The sequence below is a fragment of the Kitasatospora sp. SC0581 genome (genome assembly GCF_048159585.1).
Classification (GTDB): domain Bacteria; phylum Actinomycetota; class Actinomycetes; order Streptomycetales; family Streptomycetaceae; genus Kitasatospora.
Genome location: NZ_JBLRWA010000003.1, coordinates 334,014 through 352,269, shown reverse-complemented (window position 1 = coordinate 352,269; position 18,256 = coordinate 334,014). Strand labels below are relative to the sequence as shown.

The following is an 18,256-nucleotide window of genomic DNA, read 5'->3' as shown; positions in this document are numbered from 1 at the left end:
TCCCCACGAGCGCCGCCCCGGCGCGCCCTGACGGCGGCCCGGCCACCGCCACCCGCTACGGTGGAGGCCATGCCCGAAGCCGAGCGTGACACCCCCTGCGGCCTGCACCTCTTCTGGGACGAGGCCGTCACCGCCTACGACTTCGGCCCCGGCCACCCGATGGACCCGACCCGGCTGGCCCTCACCATGCGTCTGGTCGAGGCCCTCGGACTGGACACCGGCCCCGGGGTGACCGTCCGCTCCGCGCCGCCCGCCGGCGACTCCACCCTCCGGCTGGTGCACACCCGGGAGTACGTCGAGGCGGTCCGGAACGCCGCCGCCCACCCCGACCGCTCCGACCCGCTGCACGGACTCGGCACCGACGACAACTGGTCCTTCCCGGCGATCCACTCGGCCTCCGCGCTGATCGCCGGCCAGTCGGTGGCCGCCGCCGAGGCGGTCTGGCGCGGCGAGACCCCGCACGCCGTCAACTTCGCCGGCGGACTGCACCACGCGATGCCCGGCAAGGCCTCCGGCTTCTGCGTCTACAACGACCCGGCGCTGGCCATCGCCCGGCTGCTCGAACTCGGCGCCGAGCGGGTCGCCTACGTCGACGTGGACGTCCACCACGGCGACGGCGTCCAGGCGGCCTTCTGGAACGACCCCCGGGTGCTCACCGTCTCGCTGCACGAGCACCCCGCCACGCTCTTCCCGCAGAGCGGCTGGTCGATCGAGACCGGCGGCGAGGACGCCCCCGGCTCCGCCGCCAACCTGCCGCTGCCCGCGGGCACCGGCGACGCGGGCTGGCTGCGCGCCTTCCACGCCCTGGTGCCCGAACTGCTCGACGCCTTCCGGCCGCAGGTCCTGGTCACCCAGCACGGCGCCGACACCCACCTGGAGGACCCGCTCGCCCACCTCGCCGTCACCGTGGACGCCCAGCGGCTGATCGCCGAGGCGCTGCACGACCTCGCCCACCAGCACGCCGGCGGCCGCTGGGTGGCCACCGGCGGGGGCGGCTACGCGGTGGTGGACGTCGTCCCGCGCACCTGGACCCACCTGGTCGCCACCGCCGCCGCCCGGCCCGTCGACCCGGCCACCGAGACCCCCGAGTCCTGGCGCGCCGAGGTCTACCGCCGCACCCGCCGCCCGGCCCCGCTGCGGATGACCGACGGCGCCCGCCCGGCCTGGCGCGACTTCGACTCGGGTTACGATCCGGCCGACCGACTCGATCAGGCCATCCTCGCCACCCGCCGCGCGGTGTTCCCCCACCACGGACTGCTGGCCTGAACCCGCCGTCCCGGAAGTGCCCAGCCCGGGAGGTGCGTACGCCGGGCGGTGCCATCCGCAGAGCGGCGACGTACTGCAACCGTCCTATCTCCCACCGTACGAGGACTGCACTTCCCCTCTTCCCACTGGTACCACCCATAACTACTCTGGGGATACACGTGTGCCGGTGGAGTCACCGGAGGGGAAGCCGGTGCCTTGCACACGGGTAAGGGTCGGGTGATGGTCATGAGTTCCGTCGAGCGCCCCCTTCAGGAAGTCGTCTTCCTGACCGTGGCGGAGGTCGCCGCGGTCATGCGGGTGTCCAAGATGACGGTGTACCGGCTGGTGCACAGCGGAGAGCTGCCGGCCATCCGGGTCGGACGGTCCTTCCGGGTGCCCCAGCAGGCGGTGCACGAGTACCTCAAGGAGTCCTACGTGCGGCTCGAGAGCGCGTAGCGGCGGCGCGCGGGTGCGGGTCCACGACCGTTGGACCCGCCCCCGTTCGCCGTGGATTTCCCGCGAGTTTCCCGGTCCCGGGGAACACGATTACGGCCTTCGCACCATCGACGGTAGGCTAGGCCCTCACGTCAGTCGTATGGACTCCGTCTCTCACGGGCGAGAGTCTCAGTGAGCGAGGGTTGTTCCGTGGGCTCTGTCATCAAGAAGCGTCGCAAGCGTATGGCCAAGAAGAAGCACCGCAAGCTTCTGAAGCGGACTCGCGTTCAGCGTCGTAACAAGAAGTAAGCGGCCCCGGCCGCGCCTAGCGCGCCCAGCGCTTCCACCGCCCGTCCAGGCCCGTCGTGGCCTGGGCGGGCGGTGTCGTTTCACGGCCCCGTGGGGCGGCGCGGTACGGTGCACGCAGGCCGCTCGGGCCGAGGGAACGGGGGTGCAGCACCGTGGGCGTGGTCGTGCTCGTCACCGGCGTGGCGCGCCGGCTCGGTGCCCGCTTCGCCGCCGAGGTCCGCCGCCGGCCGGGCGTCGACCTGGTGGTCGGCGTGGACGTGCAGCCGCCCCGGCTGCCGCCCGAGGAGCCGTCCGGCCCGGCCGCCCCGTACCGCTTCCACCAGCTCGACCTGCGCCGTCCGGCGCTCTCCCGGGTGCTCGCCGAGCACCGGGTGGACACCGTGGTGCACCTCAGTGTCAGCGCCACCGGCCTGGGCTCCACCAACCGCTCCGCGGTGAAGGAGTCCAACGTGATCGGCACCATGCAGCTGCTCGGCGCCTGCCAGAAGGCCCCCGGGGTGCGCCGGCTGGTGGTGAAGTCCACCACCGGCGTCTACGGCTCCGCGCCCCGCGACCCGGCGGTGTTCAGCGAGCGGATGCAGCCCAAGGACCCGCCCGGCGGCGGCTTCGCCAAGGACGCGGCGGAGGTCGAGGGCTACGTCCGCGGCTTCGCCCGGCGCCGCCCGGACGTCGCGGTGACGGTGCTGCGCTTCGCCAACATCGTCGGCCCGAACGCGGACACGCCGCTCAGCGAGTACTTCGCGCTGCCCGTGCTGCCGACCGTGCTCGGCTACGACCCGCGGCTGCAGTTCGTGCACGAGGACGACGCCGTCGCGGTGCTCTGCCGGGCCGCCGACGAGCCCGAGCCGGGCACCGTCAACACCGGGACCTTCAACGTGGCGGGGGAGGGCGTCCTGCTGCTCTCCCAGTGCGCCCGCCGGCTCGGCCGGCCCACCCTGCCGCTGCTGCTGCCCGCGGTCAGCTGGATGGCGGTGCTGGCCCGGCAGACCCGGCTGGTGGACGTCTCGCCCGAGCAGCTGCGGCTGCTCACCCACGGCCGGGTGGTGGACACCGCGCGGCTGCGCGACACCTTCGGCTACCGTCCGGCGTTCAGTACTCCGGAGGCCTTCGCCGACTTCGCCGCCGCCGGAGGGCCGGGCCTGCTGCCGCCCGAGCGGCTGGCCGCCGTCACCGACCGGCTGACCGCCCTGCTCGGCCCGGAAGCCGCCGGGCCCGCCGGGCCGGGCGCCGGTCCGGACGCCGTACCGAACCGCCCCCGCCGACCGAGGAGCTGAACCCGCGATGAGTGCCGCAGCCGAGAACGCGCCGGGCGAGGCCAAGGTCATCCCGATCGAGACGGCCCCCAGCTGGACGTCGCCCGAGGGGCCGAATCCGGCCGACCGGCTCGCCGAGGCCGTCGGCGGGGCGCTGGCCGGCCCGCTCGGCCCGGTCGCCACCCGGCTGTTCGGCAAGGGCTGGGAGAGCCGCGCCGCCGAGCGGCTGGCCTTCCTGCGCCGCCGGGTGACCGGCGACTACGAGGTGGACGAGTTCGGCTTCGACCGGGAGCTCACCGAGGAGGTGCTGCTCTCGCTGCTGCGCCCGCTGGCCGAGAAGTACTTCCGGATCGACGTCCAGGGCGCGGAGCACATCCCGGCCGAGGGCGGCGCGCTGATCGTCGCCAACCACTCCGGGACGATCCCGCTCGACGCCCTGATGACCCAGGTGGCCGTCCACGACCACCACCCCGCCCGGCGGCACCTGCGGATGCTCGCCGCGGACCTGGTCTTCGTGCTGCCCGGCGTCAACGAGCTGGCCCGCAAGGCCGGCCACACCCTGGCCTGCAACGAGGACGCCCAGGCCCTGCTGGAGCGCGGCGAACTGGTCGGGGTCTGGCCGGAGGGCTTCAAGGGCATCGGGAAGCCGTTCTCCGAGCGCTACAAGCTCCAGCGGTTCGGCCGCGGCGGCTTCGTCTCCTCGGCGCTGCGGGCGCGGGTGCCGATCGTGCCCTGCTCGATCGTCGGGGCGGAGGAGACCTACCCGATGATCGGCAACGTGAAGACGCTGGCCCGGCTGCTGGGCCTGCCGTACGTGCCGATCACCCCGACCTTCCCGTGGCTGGGCCCGCTCGGGGCGCTGCCGCTGCCGACCAAGTGGACGATCCGCTTCGGCGAGCCGATCGCCACCGACACCTACCCGGTGGAGGCGGCGGACGACCCGATGCTGGTCTTCGACCTGGCCGACGAGGTGCGCGAGACCATCCAGCACACCCTCTACGAGCTGCTGGTGCAGCGGCGTTCGGTGTTCTTCTAGGAGAACCCGAGGGTTCCCGGGGTTCCCGGGGTTCCCGGGGTTCCCGGGGGACGGCGAGGGCCCGGCGGATATCGCACTCCGCCGGGCCCCCACCGCCCTGCTGTCAGCCGCCCAGGATGCGCAGCCCGGGCAGCAGGTCCGGAAGCAGCGGGGGAACCTCGACGCCCTGCGGCTGGGCCGCGTTCGGGGCGCTGGGCGAGGCCTGCTGCGGTCCCTGCGCCGGGGCCGCGTCGGCGCTCGGCGAGGGCTTGGTGCCGGTGAGCCCGCTGGTGAGACCGCCGACCAGGCCGTTGACGGCGTCCGGGGCGCTGCTGGGCAGGGTGTCCGGCAGGACGCCGCCCTTGCCGCCGTTGCCGGAGGCACCGGCGCCGGGGTAGGCCGGGGCGTGCTCGGTGGCGCCGGGGCGGTTGCCGGCGGCGCCGGAGCCCGGGGCCTGGTCGGTGCCGGCCGAGGTGCCGGAGCCGGCCGCCGGGGAGCCGGCCGGGGAACCACCGGTCGAGTGGGACGAACCGTCGCCCGCTCCGTCGCCGGCCGCGCCACCGCTCTGAGCGGGGGGCAGGACCAGGCGCAGGGGCGCGACGTCCTCGCTTATGTCGTCGAAGAGCCGGTTCACCAGGTCGGCCTGCTGGGTGAGCTGGACGGGCAGCCGGCCCTGCAGCTCGCTCCACCGGCCGTCCTCGTCGTGGGCGAAGCCCGCGAGGGCCCGCATCGGGTCGAGCGAGCCGTTGCTGCGGTAGACCGAGCGCAGCAGCTCGCGGCCCTTGAGGGCGTCGGCGTGCATGTCGTCCAGGGCGCGGCGGACCTGTTCGACGGTGGCCGGGCTGAGCGCGCCGGCCTGGTCGGTGCGGCCGACCAGGGTCTTGGCCTCGCCGAGCCGGGTGGCCGCGTTGTCGAGCAGCATCTCGCCGCGTTCGGAGTCGGAGCCCGCGAAGTCGAGCCGGAGACCTTCCAAGCCGCGTTTGAGGCCGTACAGGCTGTCCCCGGGGAGGGCGTTGGAGCTGGCCGCGGCGACGCCGGCCAGGCTGCCGACGGCGAGCCCGGCGACCAGCCCGCCGATCGCGAACCGGCGGCTCCAGCGGCCGCGCGGCGCCGTCCGGATCGCCCGGTGGCGGCGCTGGCGGGGCACCGGGGTGCCCGTCCCGCCGGCGAAGGCCTGCTCGAACGCGGCCATCAGCTGGGCGCGTTGGACCGTATGGACCTCCCGGTCCAGCACCGGCCCGGGCAGTGCCCCCAGTGCGTCGGCCAGTCCGACCAGCCCGGCCATCGCGGCCGAACCCGCGCCGGTGGCAGCGGTGTTGTCCGATTCGGCGTTGGCCGCAGCGCGTTGCTCCGCCTGGTGGGCCTCCAGCGCCTCGGCGAAGGCCTTCGCCCGCCGGTGCTCAAGCACGTTTGCCGTCACGGGCCACACCTCCCTTCGTCGTTGTCGACAGCCCGGCCCGCCGGACGGTTGCCCCGGCTGGCCAAAGCCACTCCATCGGGTGATAGGCCGCAATTCGACTTGACCGTACGCCTGGTGGGGGCTTGCACGTTGGCCAACGAGCGGTGCGGGCGGTCGGTTACGCACGGCAGATCATCGGACCTACCGTTCACCCTGACGTGTCGGCCGGGCGCGAACGATGACGGCCGGCCGGACCGTACGGTGCCGGACCGCACGGAGCCGGTGCCGTCCTCGGCGCGGTTCATCGCGCGTCGGGCGGGAGCAGCCGGGCCAGGGTGCGGACGGCGCGGTACTGGAGGGTCTTGATGGCGCCCTCGTTCTTGCCCATGATCCGGGCCGTCTCGGCCACCGACAGCCCCTGCAGGAAGCGCAGGGTGACGCACTCCTGCTGCTGCGGGTTGAGCCGGCGCACCGCGTCCAGCAGGGCGGCGTTGGAGAGCGACTCCAGCACCGACTCCTCGGGGCTGCGCTCGCACTCGTTGGAGTCGAGCATCTCGCCGGTGGTGACCTCCAGCCGGAAGCGGCTGGACTTGAAGTGGTCGGCGACCAGGTTGCGGGCGATGGTGACCAGCCAGGCGCCGAAGTCCCGGCCCTGCCAGGTGAAGGTGCCGATCCGGCGCAGGGCGCGCAGGAAGGTCTCGCTGGTGAGGTCCTCGGCGGTGGCCCGGCTGCCGACCCGGTAGTAGATGTAGCGGTAGACGGTGTCCGCGTAGTGGTCGTAGAGCCGGCCGAAGGCCTCGCTCTCGCCGGCCTGGGCCCGTTCGACCAGCTCCATGACCGGGTTGTGCTCGGTCTCGTAGCCGGGGCTGGGCGCGGTCCGGGCGCGGCCCCGGCCGGCGCTGCCGGTGCGGCCGCGCGAGCCGGTGCCGGTCGAGCCGGCGGCGGTGGTGCGCAGTGCCAGGCCGGGCGGCTGCGGCTGCGGCTGGACGAACGGTCCGCCGGCGAGCGCGAGTTGGGGCGTGGCGGCGAACTGGCTGCGGAGCAGGGTGCGCAACAGGGTCAGGCCCGTGGAGATCTGCCGCTCGGCGGTCGGCCGGTCGCGGAGGCCGGTGCGGGGACGCAGGGGCGCGGACGACGGGCGGGAGGGTGCAGGCGCGTCGTTCCGGACGGGTGGGTACACGGGACTCCCAGAGGCAGAACTGTGGACGGATCACCTCCGCCTGCGCGGAGAGCACTCCCCGAAGCGTCCGTTCGAGCGGGACGCGTGGTGACGTGCATCCAGGAGAGAATAACGCTTTGTGCAATGACAGCTACACCGTGTGGTCGAAGTGGTCGTTTGGGATCCATTTGTTGCGCATGTTCGGCTGACATTGACCGGAGCTGTCATCGTTCATCCGGCTTAACGTGATCGAACGGGCGCTCAGGGTGACCAATTTGGCGGCCTGGGGGGCGGTTTCCCAGCCTTGGGGCTCGGCAACCCCTGACTTTCCCGGCCTGGCGAACGATCAGAACCGGTCACCGGGCGACAGGTTCGAGCAGGTGACGCGGACTGCCCTGTGACGGCGGGGAGTTCGCCCGTAAGAGGGGCCAGGTCAGAGGCCTTGTTGACGACCGCTCACCCGCCGGGGCGAGCCCGACCGGGCGGCCTCCGAACGGCCCCGGAGAGCCCCGGAGCGCCTCGGAGAGTCTCCGGAAAGCTTCCGGAAAGCCTCCGGCGGCCCGGACGGCCGTCCGGCGCGAGGCTCGGGGCCGGGGTTCCGGGCCGGGGTTCGGGCGGGTGGTTCAGGCCCGGTGGCGGCGCCGGTTCAGCGCCACCCCGGCCGCCGCCGCGCCGGCCAGCACCCCGAGCGCGGCCGCCGCCGGCAGCCCCACCCGGGCCGCCTTGCGCCCGGTCCGGAAGTCCCGCACCCGCCAGCCCTGGGCCCGGGCGTGGCGCCGCAGCGCGCCGTCCGGGTTCACCACGTACGGGTGGCCGACCAGCGAGAGCATCGGGATGTCGTTGGCCGAGTCGCTGTAGGCGGCGCAGCGGTCGAGGTCGAGGCGCTCGCGCCGGGCCAGGGCCCGGACGGCGGCGGCCTTGGCCGGGCCGTGCAGCAGGTCGCCGACCAGTCGGCCGGTGTAGCGGCCGTCCCTGGCCTCGGCGACGGTGCCCAGCGCGCCGGTCATGCCGAGCCGCCGGGCGATGATCCGGGCCACCTCCAGCGGGGCGGCGGTGACCAGCCAGACCCGCTGGCCGGCGTCCAGGTGCATCTGGACCAGGGCGCGGGTGCCCGGCCAGATCTTGTCCGCCACGACCTCCTCGAAGATCTCCTCGCAGATCGCCTCCAGGTCGGCGGTGGGCTTGCCGGCCACGATGCCGAGGGCGGACTGCTTGGCGTCCGAGATGTGGTCCGGGTCCTCGGTGCCGTGCAGCCGGAACCAGGCCTGCTGCCAGGCGAAGCGGGCGATGTCGCGGCGGGTGAGGAAGCCGCGGCGGTAGAGGCCGACGCCGAGGTAGAAGATCGCGGCGCCGCGCAGGATGGTGTTGTCGCAGTCGAAGAAGGCGGCGGCGCGGGGGTCGTCCGGGTCCGGGGTGTGGTTCTCGGCGGGGGCCTTGGGGGTCCGTCCGGGCTTGGCCGCGGCCGGTGCGTCCGGCCCGGCGGCGTCCCCGGGGCCGGTGGTGTCCCCGGGTCCGGCGGCGTCCCGGGGCCCGGCGTCGGGTGCCGGCTCGGCCCGCAGCGCGGCCTCGGCCGCCTCGGCCGCGGCTTCGCCGGCCAGGGCGCTCCGCTCGCTGCTGGAACGCCTTGCCTGGGTGAGCCTTCTGAGCACGGCCATGTCATCGAGGATAGCCAGCCGGGCGCCCGGCGGCCGTGACGCAGCCGTGCCCGCGGGGTGAACAGCTCCACCGGGCGCAGGCCCCGGGGGCGGGTGGGCGCCATGGCGGAGAATGGGGTGGTGAGCCCACTGCTGCGACGTAAGAGCCCCGAGCCCGCGGGCCGGACCGTGACCCTGGTCGGCAAGCCCGGCTGCCACCTGTGCGACGAGGCCCGCGAGGTGATCCTCCGGGTGACGGGCGAGTTGGGCGCGTCCTTCGAGGAGCGGGACATCACCCGGGACGAGGAGCTGTACCGCCGTTACTGGGAGCAGATTCCGGTCACCCTGATCGACGGTCGCCAGCACGACTTCTGGCGGGTCGACGAGCGCCGGCTGCGCACCGCCCTCGGCGGCTGAGTGCGCGGCCGGGCGCGGCCGGGCGGCGGCTGAGCGGGGTCTGACCGCGCGTTCGTCCGCGCACCGGCCCCCCGCCGATCGGCGGGGGCGGTTCGCCGAATCGTTGCCAAAGACACTCCGTTCCGGCTTGGGACGGGGCGGGTTGGTCGGCTTACGATCGAACGCGTTTGCGCCCGTGGGGGGCTGAGCACACGAGGAGTGCGCCATGCTTCCCGGTCCTGTCCCTGGGGTCCCCGGAGCCCCGGAGTTCCGGACGGCCCCCCGGGGCTTCGCCGTGGTGGACGTGGAGGCGACCGGCCGCAGCCCGTGGCGGCACCGGGTGGTCGAGGTCGCGGTGGTGCTGCTCGACGAGCGGCTCCGCCCCGAGGGGGAGTTCGCCACCCTGCTGGACCCGCTGGGCCCGGTCGGCCCGACCCATGTGCACCGGATACGCCAGTGCGACGTCGAGGGCGCCCCGCGCTTCCGCGAGATCGCCCCGTGGCTGCTGGAGCTGCTGGCCGGCCGGGTGCTGGTCGGTCACCACGTCAGCTGCGACCACGCGTTCCTGGATCGCGAGTTCGCCCGGATCGGGGTGCCGCTGCCGCCCGTCCCGCTGCTGTGCACGATGCGGCTGGCCCGCGCCCACCTGCCGGAGGCCCGGAGCCACGGCCTGGCGGCCTGTGTGGAGGCGGCGGACCTCGGCTGGTACCCGGCGCACACCGCGTTGGGCGACGCCCGGGTGACCGCCGAGCTGCTGCGGTACTGCCTGGACGCCCCGTCCTGTCCGTCGGACGACTGGACCGGCCCGCTGCGGGAGGCCGCCCGGCTGCCCTGGCCCCGGCTCGGCCGGGCCCGTTCCCGCCCGTCCGGCGCCGCCGTCCCGCTGCTGCGCCGGGAGGCGTCGTACGGCCCGTGGCTGCCCGATTCCCAGGCCCCGGAGGTCGTGCTGACCCAGGCCGGTGCTATGCGTTCGATGGCGTGATGCGCATCACTGTGCGGGGACAAAACGGACACCATCTTTGTGCACACGTTCACAAACACATAGCCTGGCTGCCTAAGCCCAGCTTCACCCACAGGAGCACCGTGGCAATCGGCCGATCACCACAGAGCAGTTCGCAGACGCCCGACCAGGGCGCCGCGCGCCGACCCTCGCGTGCCCGGGGCATCCCGGAGGCGACGGTCGCCCGCCTGCCCCTCTATCTGCGGGCCCTCACCGCGCTCTCCGAGCGCTCGGTGCCGACCGTCTCCTCCGAGGAGCTGGCCGCCGCCGCCGGCGTGAACTCGGCCAAGCTGCGCAAGGACTTCTCCTACCTCGGCTCCTATGGCACCCGCGGCGTCGGCTACGACGTCGAGTACCTCGTCTACCAGATCTCCCGCGAGCTCGGCCTGACCCAGGACTGGCCGGTCGTCATCGTCGGCATCGGGAACCTCGGCCACGCGCTCGCCAACTACGGCGGGTTCGCCTCCCGCGGCTTCCGGGTGGCCGCCCTGTTGGACGCCGATCCCCACGTGGTCGGTTCCACCGCGGCCGGACTGCCGGTGCGGCACATGGACGAGCTGGAGTCGATCGTCGAGAGCCAGCACGTCTCCATCGGCGTGATCACCACCCCGCCCGGCGCCGCCCAGCAGGTGTGCGACCGGCTGGTGGAGGCCGGCGTCACCAGCATCCTGAACTTCGCCCCGACCGTGCTGTCCGTCCCGGACGGCGTGGACGTGCGCAAGGTGGACCTCTCCATCGAGCTCCAGATCCTGGCCTTCCACGAGCAGCGCAAGGCCGGCGAGGAGCCGGACGACCGCGCCGAGTCGGTGCTGGACCGCGCCCCCGGTCCGGTCCGGGCGGCCGCCGCGAAGCTGCGCCGCGCGGCCGGCGGCAGCGGCAAGGGCCGGGGCGCCGCCGAGCCGGCGGCCAAGGACCAGGCCGAGCAGGCCAAGGGAAAGTCCGCCAAGGGCGGCGACGGGGATCTCTCCGCGGTGATGCCCGCATGAACACCGAGAGCTGTGGGGGGCGGGCATGAGCCTTCTCGTCGTAGGGCTGAGCCATCGCACGGCCCCGGTCGGGGTACTGGAGCGCGCCGCGCTGACCGGTGACGTGCCGACCCGGCTGCTGCACGACGCGGCCGCCACCGCGACGGTCGGCGAGGCCGCGCTGCTGAACACCTGCAACCGGATCGAGCTGTACGCGGACGTGGACAAGTTCCACGCCGGCGTCGCCGAGCTGTCGCTGCTGCTGGCCCACCACAGCGGGGTGGACCTGGAGGAGCTGACCTCCCACCTGTACGTCCACTACGAGGACCGCGCCGTCCACCACCTCTTCTCGGTGGCCTGCGGCCTGGACTCGATGGTCGTCGGCGAGGGCCAGATCCTCGGCCAGCTGCGCGACGCGCTGGCCAAGGCCCAGGAGGAGCACACCGCCGGGCGCGGCCTGAACGAGCTGTTCCAGCAGGCGCTGCGGGTCGGCAAGCGGGCGCACAGCGAGACCGGCATCGACAAGGCCGGCCAGTCGCTGGTCACCTTCGGCCTGGAGCAGGTCGCGGCGGGCGCGGGCGAGATCGCCGGCAAGCGCGCGCTGGTGGTCGGCGCCGGCTCGATGAGCTCGCTGGCCGCCGCCACCCTGGTCCGCTCCGGCGTGACCGACCTGCTGATCGCCAACCGGACCCCGGCCCGGGCCGAGCGGCTGGTCGAGATCCTCGGCCCGGACGTGGCCCGGGTGCTGGACCTCGCCAAGGTGCCGGAGGCGCTCGCCGACGTGGACCTGGTGATCTCCTGCACCGGCGCGGCCGGTGTGGTGGTCCGGGCCGAGGACGTGGCCGCCGCCGTCGCCTCCCGCAGGTCCCCCGAGCCGCTCGCCCTGCTGGACCTGGCCATGCCGCGCGACGTCGACCACGCCGTGCACGAGCTGCCCGGCGCCCTGCTGGTCGACCTGGAGAGCCTCTCCCACGCGCACGCCGCCAGCCCCGGCGCCGGCGACGTCGACCAGGTGACCCGGATCGTCTCCGACGAGGTGACGGCCTTCGGCGCCGCCCAGCGGGCCGCCCGGATCGCGCCGACCGTGGTCGCGCTGCGCTCGATGGCCTCCGACGTGGTCGCCGCCGAGCTCGGCCGGCTGGACTCCCGGCTGCCCGACCTGGACGAGCGCTCGCGCGCCGAGATCACCCAGACCGTCCGCCGCGTCGTCGACAAGCTGCTGCACGCCCCGACCGTCCGGGTGAAGCAGCTGGCCGCCGAGCCCGGCGGCGCCTCCTACGCGGAGGCGCTGCGGGAACTGTTCGACCTCGACCCGGCGGCCGTGCACGCCGTGTCGGGCACGCCCGTCGGCGGCGCGCCCCAGCCCTCGGCCGGGGGCACCAGATGAACCGTCAGCCATCCCACGAGTACCACCGGGACGATCACCTCATGAATGGTCAACCGATCACGGAGCAGCCCTCGGCCACCGCGGCCCTGCGGCTCGGCACCCGGCGCAGCGCCCTCGCCATGGCGCAGTCGGGCATGGTGGCCCGCGAGGTGACCAGGGTCACCGGGCGCCCCGTCGAGCTGGTCGAGATCACCACGTACGGCGACACCTCCCGGGAGTCGCTGGCCCAGATCGGCGGCACCGGCGTGTTCGTCTCCGCGCTGCGCGACGCGCTGCTGGAGGGCCGGATCGACTTCGCCGTGCACTCGCTCAAGGACCTGCCCACCGCCGCCCCCGAGGGCCTGGCGCTGGCCGCCGTCCCCGAGCGCGAGGACGTCCGGGACGCCCTGGTCGCCGCCGAGGGCCTGGCCCTGGAGGAGCTGGTCGAGAAGCTCGCCGGCGCCGGCCGCCCGGCCCGGATCGGCACCGGTTCGCCGCGCCGGATGGCGCAGCTGAACGCCTGGGCCAGGGCCCGCGGCGCCCAGCTGGAGACCGTCGCGATCCGCGGCAACGTGGACACCCGGATCGGCTTCGTGACCAGCGGCGAGCTGGACGCGGTGGTGCTGGCCACGGCCGGCCTGAACCGGCTCGGCCGCAGCGCCGAGATATCCCAGCACCTCGACACCGAGGTGATGATCCCGGCCCCCGGCCAGGGTGCGCTCGCGATCGAGTGCACCACCGCCGACGAGGAGCTGACCGCCGCGCTCGCCGCGCTGGACCACGCCCCCACCCGGGTCGCCGTGGCCGCCGAGCGCGCCCTGCTGGCCACCCTGGAGGCCGGCTGCTCGGCGCCGGTGGCCGCGCTGGCCACCTGGGGCCGGGAGAACGAGCTGCGGCTGGACGGCGTGGTCGGCGACCCCGACGGAACCGCCCTGCTGAAGATGTCCGCCAACGGTCCGATCGTCCTCGACGAGACCGCCGAGCAGCGGGCGGCGGCCCTCGGCCGCACGCTGGCTGACCGGCTGCTCGCCGCGGGCGCGGCCGCCCTGATGGGGGAGCGAGCCCGATGAGCCCCACCACCGCCGCCACCGACGCCCTGTTCCCGGCGGGACAGCCCGCCACCGGACGGTGCACCTTCCTGGGCGCGGGCCCCGGGGATCCGGGGCTGCTGACCCTGCGCGCGGTCGAGGTGCTGTCCACCGCCGACGTGCTGGTCGCCGACCCGCTGACCGCCGCCGCCGTGCGCAGCCACTGTCCGGCCGGCGTGCAGGTGCACGCCCCCGCCGCCGAGGGCGCCGACTTCGACCTGGCCAAGGTGGTCGCCGAGGCCGTCCGCTCCGGCAAGCACGTGGTGCGCACCGTCGACGGCGACCCCGGCCTGGACGGCTGCGCCGCCGAGGAGATGCTCAGCTGCGCGGGCGACGGGATCCCGTTCGAGGTGATCCCGGGCGTCGCCCAGTCGGTCGGCGTCCCGGCGTACGCGGGTGTCCCGCTGCGCGCCGGTTCCGGCACCGACGTGCGCTTCGTGGACGGCGCCGCGCTGCTGGCCGGCAGCCCGGTCGACCTGGGCGCGCCGGAGACCACCCTGGTGGTCCGCACCACCCTGGGCCAGCTGCCCGCCACCGCCGCCGCGCTGGTCGCGGGCGGCCGCAAGCCGGAGTCGGCGCTGAGCGCCACGCTCTCCGGCACCACCACCCGCCAGCGGACCTTCACCTCCTCGCTGTCCGGCATCGCGGCGGACCTGAAGGCCGCCCGGGTGCTGCCCTCGCCGGTCTCCGCCCCGGTCGACCCGGCCACCTCGGTGATAGCCGTGGTGGGCGAGCAGGTCGCCCACCGGGCCTCGCACTCGTGGTTCGAGACCAAGCCGCTGTTCGGCTGGAACGTCCTCGTGCCGCGCACCAAGGAGCAGGCCACCGGCCTGTCCGAGCAGCTGCGCTCGTACGGCGCGGTGCCGCAGGAGGTGCCGACCATCGCGGTCGAGCCGCCGCGCACCCCGCAGCAGATGGAGCGGGCCATCAAGGGCCTGGTCACCGGCCGCTACGAGTGGATCGCCTTCACCTCGGTGAACGCGGTGCGCGCCGTCCGGGAGAAGTTCGAGGAGTACGGCCTGGACGCCCGCGCGTTCGCCGGGATCAAGGTCGCGGCGGTCGGCGAGACCACCGCGCAGGCCCTGGTGGACTTCGGCGTGAAGCCGGACCTGGTGCCCTCCGGCGAGCAGTCCGCGGCCGGGCTGCTGGAGGACTGGCCGCCGTACGACCCGGTCTTCGACCCGATCGACCGGGTGCTGCTGCCGCGCGCCGACATCGCCACCGAGACCCTGGTGGCCGGCCTGGTCGAGCTGGGCTGGGAGGTCGACGACGTGACGGCGTACCGGACGGTGCGCGCCTCGCCGCCGCCGGCCGAGACCCGCGAGGCGATCAAGGGCGGCGGCTTCGACGCGGTGCTGTTCACCTCGTCCTCGACCGTCCGGAACCTGGTCGGCATCGCGGGCAAGCCGCACAACGTCACGGTCATCGCCTGCATCGGCCCGGCGACCGCCAAGACCGCCGAGGAGCACGGCCTGCGGGTCGACGTGATGGCCCCGGCGCCGTCGGCGGCCGCGCTGGCCCAGGCGCTGGCGGACTTCGGTGCCAAGCGCCGGGACACCGCGACGGCCGCCGGTGAGCCGGTCTACCGGCCCAGCGAGCGCCGCCCCGGCTCGCGTCGCAAGGCCCGCTGAGGATTCTTAACTATGCTGCCGGGGGCGGCCGTTCGTCGCCCCCGGCACTGCACAACCGTTCGGAGAGAGAAGCCGTGTCCGCTGAATTCCCGTACGTTCGCCCCCGCCGGCTGCGCCAGAGCCCGGCGATGCGCCGGCTGGTGGCCGAGACCCGGCTGCACCCGGCGGAGCTGATCCTGCCGCTGTTCGTCCGCGAGGGCGTCAGCGAGCCCGTCCCGGTGACGTCGATGCCGGGCGTGGTCCAGCACACCCGGGACACCCTGCGCAAGGCCGCGGTGGAGGCGGCCGAGGCGGGCCTGGGCGGCCTCATGCTGTTCGGCGTCCCGGAGGTGCAGGACGCCGTCGGCAGTGAGGGCACCAACCCGGACGGCATCCTCCAGCAGGCGATCCGGGACGTGGTCTCCGAGGTCGGCGACTCCCTGGTGGTCATGTCGGACCTCTGCCTGGACGAGTACACCGACCACGGCCACTGCGGCGTGCTGGCCGCCGACGGCAGCGTCGACAACGACGCCACCCTGGAGCGCTACGCCGAGATGGCCCGGGTGCAGGCCGCCGCCGGCGTCCACCTGGTCGGCCCGTCCGGCATGATGGACGGCCAGATCGCCGTGGTCCGGCGGGCGCTGGACGAGGCCGGGCACCAGGACGTGGGCATCCTCGCCTACACCGCCAAGTACGCCTCGGCCTTCTACGGCCCGTTCCGCGAGGCCGTCGGCTCCTCGCTCAAGGGCGACCGCAAGTCGTACCAGCAGGACCCGGCCAACGCCCGCGAGGCGCTGCGCGAGCTGGAGCAGGACCTCGCCGAGGGCGCCGACATGGTGATGGTCAAGCCGGCCATGGCCTACCTGGACATCCTGCGCCAGGTCGCCGACGCCTCCCCGGTGCCGGTCTCCGCGTACCAGGTGTCCGGCGAGTACGCGATGGTCGAGGCGGCCGCCGCGAACGGCTGGATCGACCGGGAGCGGATGATCATGGAGACGCTCACCTCGATCCGCCGCGCGGGCGCCGAGCAGATCCTCACCTACTGGGCCCTCGAAGCCGCCGCGATGCTCAAGTAGCGGACCCCGTACGGCGGAAGGCCGGGCCGCTCCCGTGGGGGAGCGGCCCGGCCTTCCCGGTTCCCGCTAGGCCGTGTCCGGCAGGCCTCAGAAGCCCACGTCGCCGGCGTGCCCGAAGCCCGCGCCGCCGCCGACCAGGTCGGTCGAGGTGGCGGCGCCGCCGCCGAAGCCGCCGGCGGCGGTGTCCCCGGCGTGGGCGAGGCCGAAGCCCCCGCCGGCCAGGAACGGCTGGTCGGCGGAGGCGACGAGCTCGCCGCCGCCGACGAAGCCCACGTGGGCGAAGGCCGGGGTGGCGGCACCGGCGAGCGCCAGTGCGGCGGCGGCGGTCAGGGCGGCCTTGGCCAGCTTGCTCTTCATGGAACTGCCCTCTCTCTGGGAGCGCCCCCGCGGGCGCTCTGACACGTGTTCACATCCGGCGGTCCGGACCGGCCCGCCGCTCACCCGGCCGGACCGCGCTGCGGCGGTCGGCCGGACACTTCGTCCGCACAGCCCGGAGGGCCCGGGGAGGTGTTCCTCCCCGGGCCCTCCGACCGTGCCGTGCCCCGTGATCAGCCGATCAGGTGCGAGACACCCGCGTCGCCCGTGGACTGGGTGTTCTGGCCGACGTTGCAGATCTGCTTCGGCTGGTTGTTCAGGACCGGGACCTCGACCGGAACCGCGATGCCGATGACGGCGACCGCGATGTTGTGGACCTCCGGCAGGCAGATGTTCGGGTTGTCCAGAACGTGGCTGTTCGGGCTGCCGTTGCCGGCGGTGCCGGTGTGGTTGGTGCCGCCGTTGCCCTGGACGGAGGTGGCGGCGCCGTCCGAGTCGACGATGGCGGAGGCCGAGCCGGCGGACATCGCGAGGGCGGCGGCGGCCAGGCCGGCGGCGGCGAGGGACTTCTTGATCATTTCTGGTTTTCCTCTCGGGGTGAATCGGGGGGCGATTCGAAGGTGGAACAGCGGGTGGTGCAGGGAGATCAGGGCGGCGACCGATCAGCCGATCAGGTGGGACACGCCGCCGTCGCCCTGGCTCTGGGTGCCCTGGCCGACGGTGCAGTACTGCCGACCGCCGTTGTTGGCGATCGGGACCTCGACCGGGACTGCCACACCGAGCACGCCGACGGCGATGTTGTGGATCTCCGGCAGGCAGATGTTCGGGTTGTCCAGGAAGTGGAAGTTCGGGCTGTTGTTCCCGACCGTGCCCGTGAAGTTGGTGCCGCCGTTGCCCTCGATCGAGGCGGCGGCGCCGTCCGCGTCACCGATGGCCGAGGCCGGGCCGGCGGCACCGGCCAGCGCGGCGACGGCCAGGCCGGCGGCGGCGAAGGACTTCTGGATCATGGGAGATCCCTCTCTGAAATGCTCTTTGGATTCCTTGCGTACGGCGCTGAGAACGCTCAGACCCGGTCGGCAGTCACTGACGTTCAGATCAAAGAATGACGGCACGGAAGGTTACGGGGATTCTGGAAAAGAGTCCCGGAGGCGCGACGGTCAACGGAATCCGGTCGGATTATTAAGCCGAACCGGTTAACGGCCGCAATCCGAGCTCCCGGTCACTCGTTGAGCAGAACGCTTTCCGGCTGCGCCCCCGCAGCCGCTCCCAGTGATCCCCAGTACGGACAGCAGAACGGTGAAAAGCATGAAGTTCTCCAAGCGGGCCGGCGTGATGCTGCTGGCGGTCGGTGCCGGTGTGCTCGCCTCCCAGGGGGCGGCCTCTGCCGCCGCCCCGATCGGCCCCGACCAGGTGGGCGCCCTGGAGGACTCGCTGGCCACCCAGCAGGTCCCCGCGGACATCCCGCTCGCCCCACTGGGCAGCCGCCTCACGGCCGGCATCCCGACCTCGCTGCTCATGCCGCCGGCGCCCGGCCGGACCACCAGCTCCGACGGGGCGCTGCTCCCGGAGCAGATCGTCCCCCAGCTGACCACCGGCAAGGTTGGTCCGAGCGCCAAGGCCGAGCTGCCGCTCCCGCTGGTCGACCAGGGCGCCGACCTCGGCAAGGTGCTGCTGGACGCCCCGGCTGCCCCGCTGCACGCCAAGACCCCCGGGCTCACCCTCGGGCAGCCGCTCTCGCTCGCCCGGGACGGCGCCGGCCAGCTCGCCGACGGCCGGCTGAAGGTGGACGAGATCGACCCGCGGCTGGTCTCCGGCGCGGTGCAGGTGATCCCCGGGGCCAAGGCCAGCCTCGGCGGCGACGACAGCCGGCTCTCGCTCACCGACACGGCGGGCGCCCTGGCCGGGACCACCACCACGACCGCCACCACCGTGGTGGGGCAGACCGGCCTGACCGACCTGACCCAGCTCTGACCCGGCTCTGACCCCGGGAT

General features: G+C 74.1%; 19 protein-coding genes. 13 read left to right on the top strand and 6 right to left on the bottom strand.

The window, feature by feature from the left end:
- Positions 1 to 69 precede the first annotated feature (69 nt).
- From ACLWS4_RS07875 to ACLWS4_RS07855, 5 genes are all read left to right on the top strand, one after another.
- On the top strand, positions 70 to 1,266 hold the full coding sequence (locus tag ACLWS4_RS07875) for an acetoin utilization protein AcuC (protein ID WP_049652196.1): 1,197 nt from the start codon (positions 70 to 72) through the stop codon (positions 1,264 to 1,266).
- A gap of 225 nt (positions 1,267 to 1,491) precedes the next feature.
- Positions 1,492 to 1,701: a helix-turn-helix domain-containing protein gene (locus ACLWS4_RS07870; protein WP_045699258.1), complete on the top strand. Its 210-nt coding sequence runs from the start codon at positions 1,492 to 1,494 to the stop codon at positions 1,699 to 1,701.
- A 189-nt stretch (positions 1,702 to 1,890) separates the two neighbouring features.
- Positions 1,891 to 1,989: a 30S ribosomal protein bS22 gene (locus ACLWS4_RS07865; RefSeq protein WP_003948845.1), complete on the top strand. Its 99-nt coding sequence runs from the start codon at positions 1,891 to 1,893 to the stop codon at positions 1,987 to 1,989.
- A gap of 152 nt (positions 1,990 to 2,141) precedes the next feature.
- A complete protein-coding gene (locus ACLWS4_RS07860; RefSeq protein WP_049652195.1) occupies positions 2,142 to 3,263 on the top strand; it encodes an NAD-dependent epimerase/dehydratase family protein in 1,122 nt (373 codons plus the stop codon).
- 7 nt (positions 3,264 to 3,270) lie between these two features.
- Positions 3,271 to 4,278: a lysophospholipid acyltransferase family protein gene (locus ACLWS4_RS07855; RefSeq protein WP_416873634.1), complete on the top strand. Its 1,008-nt coding sequence runs from the start codon at positions 3,271 to 3,273 to the stop codon at positions 4,276 to 4,278.
- 103 nt (positions 4,279 to 4,381) lie between these two features.
- On the opposite strand, the gene ACLWS4_RS07850 is transcribed toward ACLWS4_RS07855, so the two are convergent.
- The 3 genes from ACLWS4_RS07850 to ACLWS4_RS07840 form a co-directional block, all read right to left on the bottom strand.
- Positions 4,382 to 5,677, bottom strand: a complete 1,296-nt coding sequence (locus ACLWS4_RS07850) for a DUF5667 domain-containing protein (RefSeq protein WP_074004022.1) — start codon at positions 5,675 to 5,677, stop codon at positions 4,382 to 4,384.
- A gap of 280 nt (positions 5,678 to 5,957) precedes the next feature.
- The gene (locus tag ACLWS4_RS07845; RefSeq protein ID WP_049660260.1) at positions 5,958 to 6,731 is read right to left on the bottom strand and encodes an ECF subfamily RNA polymerase sigma factor, BldN family; all 774 of its coding nucleotides are present in this window, start codon (positions 6,729 to 6,731) and stop codon (positions 5,958 to 5,960) included.
- A gap of 707 nt (positions 6,732 to 7,438) precedes the next feature.
- On the bottom strand, positions 7,439 to 8,470 hold the full coding sequence (locus tag ACLWS4_RS07840; RefSeq protein ID WP_416873633.1) for an HAD family hydrolase: 1,032 nt from the start codon (positions 8,468 to 8,470) through the stop codon (positions 7,439 to 7,441).
- A 102-nt stretch (positions 8,471 to 8,572) separates the two neighbouring features.
- Here ACLWS4_RS07840 and ACLWS4_RS07835 point away from each other — a divergent pair, with 102 nt between their 5' ends.
- The 7 genes from ACLWS4_RS07835 (at position 8,573) to hemB (ending at position 15,950) form a co-directional block, all read left to right on the top strand.
- On the top strand, positions 8,573 to 8,866 hold the full coding sequence (locus ACLWS4_RS07835) for a glutaredoxin family protein (protein ID WP_049650473.1): 294 nt from the start codon (positions 8,573 to 8,575) through the stop codon (positions 8,864 to 8,866).
- A gap of 205 nt (positions 8,867 to 9,071) precedes the next feature.
- On the top strand, positions 9,072 to 9,827 hold the full coding sequence (locus ACLWS4_RS07830) for an exonuclease domain-containing protein (protein ID WP_416873632.1): 756 nt from the start codon (positions 9,072 to 9,074) through the stop codon (positions 9,825 to 9,827).
- Between the two features lie 107 nt (positions 9,828 to 9,934).
- Entirely contained in the window at positions 9,935 to 10,831 is an 897-nt protein-coding gene (locus tag ACLWS4_RS07825) for a redox-sensing transcriptional repressor Rex (protein ID WP_049650497.1), read from the top strand.
- A 25-nt stretch (positions 10,832 to 10,856) separates the two neighbouring features.
- The gene (locus ACLWS4_RS07820; protein WP_375877607.1) at positions 10,857 to 12,197 is read left to right on the top strand and encodes a glutamyl-tRNA reductase; all 1,341 of its coding nucleotides are present in this window, start codon (positions 10,857 to 10,859) and stop codon (positions 12,195 to 12,197) included.
- 41 nt (positions 12,198 to 12,238) lie between these two features.
- Complete coding sequence (gene hemC / locus ACLWS4_RS07815; protein WP_049650476.1) at positions 12,239 to 13,246, top strand: hydroxymethylbilane synthase; 1,008 nt, start codon at positions 12,239 to 12,241, stop codon at positions 13,244 to 13,246.
- Positions 13,243 to 14,895 (top strand): uroporphyrinogen-III synthase, encoded by a 1,653-nt coding sequence (locus tag ACLWS4_RS07810; protein ID WP_049650477.1) that lies wholly within the window; start codon positions 13,243 to 13,245, stop codon positions 14,893 to 14,895. Before hemC ends, ACLWS4_RS07810 begins: the two co-directional genes overlap by 4 nt.
- A 74-nt stretch (positions 14,896 to 14,969) precedes the next feature.
- Entirely contained in the window at positions 14,970 to 15,950 is a 981-nt protein-coding gene (hemB, locus tag ACLWS4_RS07805; protein ID WP_416873631.1) for a porphobilinogen synthase, read from the top strand.
- Positions 15,951 to 16,037: 87 nt separating this feature from the next.
- On the opposite strand, the gene ACLWS4_RS07800 is transcribed toward hemB, so the two are convergent.
- The 3 genes from ACLWS4_RS07800 to ACLWS4_RS07790 all read right to left on the bottom strand — a co-directional run bounded on the left by ACLWS4_RS07800 (position 16,038) and on the right by ACLWS4_RS07790 (position 17,272).
- Positions 16,038 to 16,307 (bottom strand): hypothetical protein, encoded by a 270-nt coding sequence (locus ACLWS4_RS07800; protein WP_049650479.1) that lies wholly within the window; start codon positions 16,305 to 16,307, stop codon positions 16,038 to 16,040.
- 191 nt (positions 16,308 to 16,498) lie between these two features.
- The gene (locus ACLWS4_RS07795) at positions 16,499 to 16,843 is read right to left on the bottom strand and encodes a rodlet layer protein (protein WP_074004017.1); all 345 of its coding nucleotides are present in this window, start codon (positions 16,841 to 16,843) and stop codon (positions 16,499 to 16,501) included.
- An 84-nt stretch (positions 16,844 to 16,927) separates the two neighbouring features.
- On the bottom strand, positions 16,928 to 17,272 hold the full coding sequence (locus ACLWS4_RS07790) for a hypothetical protein (RefSeq protein ID WP_049650481.1): 345 nt from the start codon (positions 17,270 to 17,272) through the stop codon (positions 16,928 to 16,930).
- Positions 17,273 to 17,570: 298 nt separating this feature from the next.
- On the opposite strand from ACLWS4_RS07790, the gene ACLWS4_RS07785 reads away from it, so the two are divergent.
- Positions 17,571 to 18,236 (top strand): hypothetical protein, encoded by a 666-nt coding sequence (locus ACLWS4_RS07785; RefSeq protein WP_049650482.1) that lies wholly within the window; start codon positions 17,571 to 17,573, stop codon positions 18,234 to 18,236.
- The last annotated feature ends 20 nt before the right edge of the window (positions 18,237 to 18,256 follow it).

What these genes read in the sequence shown, in the direction of transcription:
- ACLWS4_RS07790 (WP_049650481.1), bottom strand. Translation starts at nt 17,272, where the DNA reads ATGATCCAGAAGTCCTTCGCCGCCGCCGGCCTGGCCGTCGCCGCGCTG.
- ACLWS4_RS07875 (WP_049652196.1), top strand. Translation starts at nt 70, where the DNA reads ATGCCCGAAGCCGAGCGTGACACCCCCTGCGGCCTGCACCTCTTCTGG.
- ACLWS4_RS07830 (WP_416873632.1), top strand. Translation starts at nt 9,072, where the DNA reads ATGCTTCCCGGTCCTGTCCCTGGGGTCCCCGGAGCCCCGGAGTTCCGG.
- ACLWS4_RS07785 (WP_049650482.1), top strand. Translation starts at nt 17,571, where the DNA reads ATGAAGTTCTCCAAGCGGGCCGGCGTGATGCTGCTGGCGGTCGGTGCC.
- ACLWS4_RS07870 (WP_045699258.1), top strand. Translation starts at nt 1,492, where the DNA reads ATGAGTTCCGTCGAGCGCCCCCTTCAGGAAGTCGTCTTCCTGACCGTG.
- ACLWS4_RS07855 (WP_416873634.1), top strand. Translation starts at nt 3,271, where the DNA reads ATGAGTGCCGCAGCCGAGAACGCGCCGGGCGAGGCCAAGGTCATCCCG.
- ACLWS4_RS07820 (WP_375877607.1), top strand. Translation starts at nt 10,857, where the DNA reads ATGAGCCTTCTCGTCGTAGGGCTGAGCCATCGCACGGCCCCGGTCGGG.
- ACLWS4_RS07835 (WP_049650473.1), top strand. Translation starts at nt 8,573, where the DNA reads ATGGCGGAGAATGGGGTGGTGAGCCCACTGCTGCGACGTAAGAGCCCC.
- ACLWS4_RS07795 (WP_074004017.1), bottom strand. Translation starts at nt 16,843, where the DNA reads ATGATCAAGAAGTCCCTCGCCGCCGCCGGCCTGGCCGCCGCCGCCCTC.
- ACLWS4_RS07840 (WP_416873633.1), bottom strand. Translation starts at nt 8,470, where the DNA reads ATGGCCGTGCTCAGAAGGCTCACCCAGGCAAGGCGTTCCAGCAGCGAG.
- ACLWS4_RS07800 (WP_049650479.1), bottom strand. Translation starts at nt 16,307, where the DNA reads ATGAAGAGCAAGCTGGCCAAGGCCGCCCTGACCGCCGCCGCCGCACTG.
- hemC (WP_049650476.1), top strand. Translation starts at nt 12,239, where the DNA reads ATGAATGGTCAACCGATCACGGAGCAGCCCTCGGCCACCGCGGCCCTG.
- ACLWS4_RS07810 (WP_049650477.1), top strand. Translation starts at nt 13,243, where the DNA reads ATGAGCCCCACCACCGCCGCCACCGACGCCCTGTTCCCGGCGGGACAG.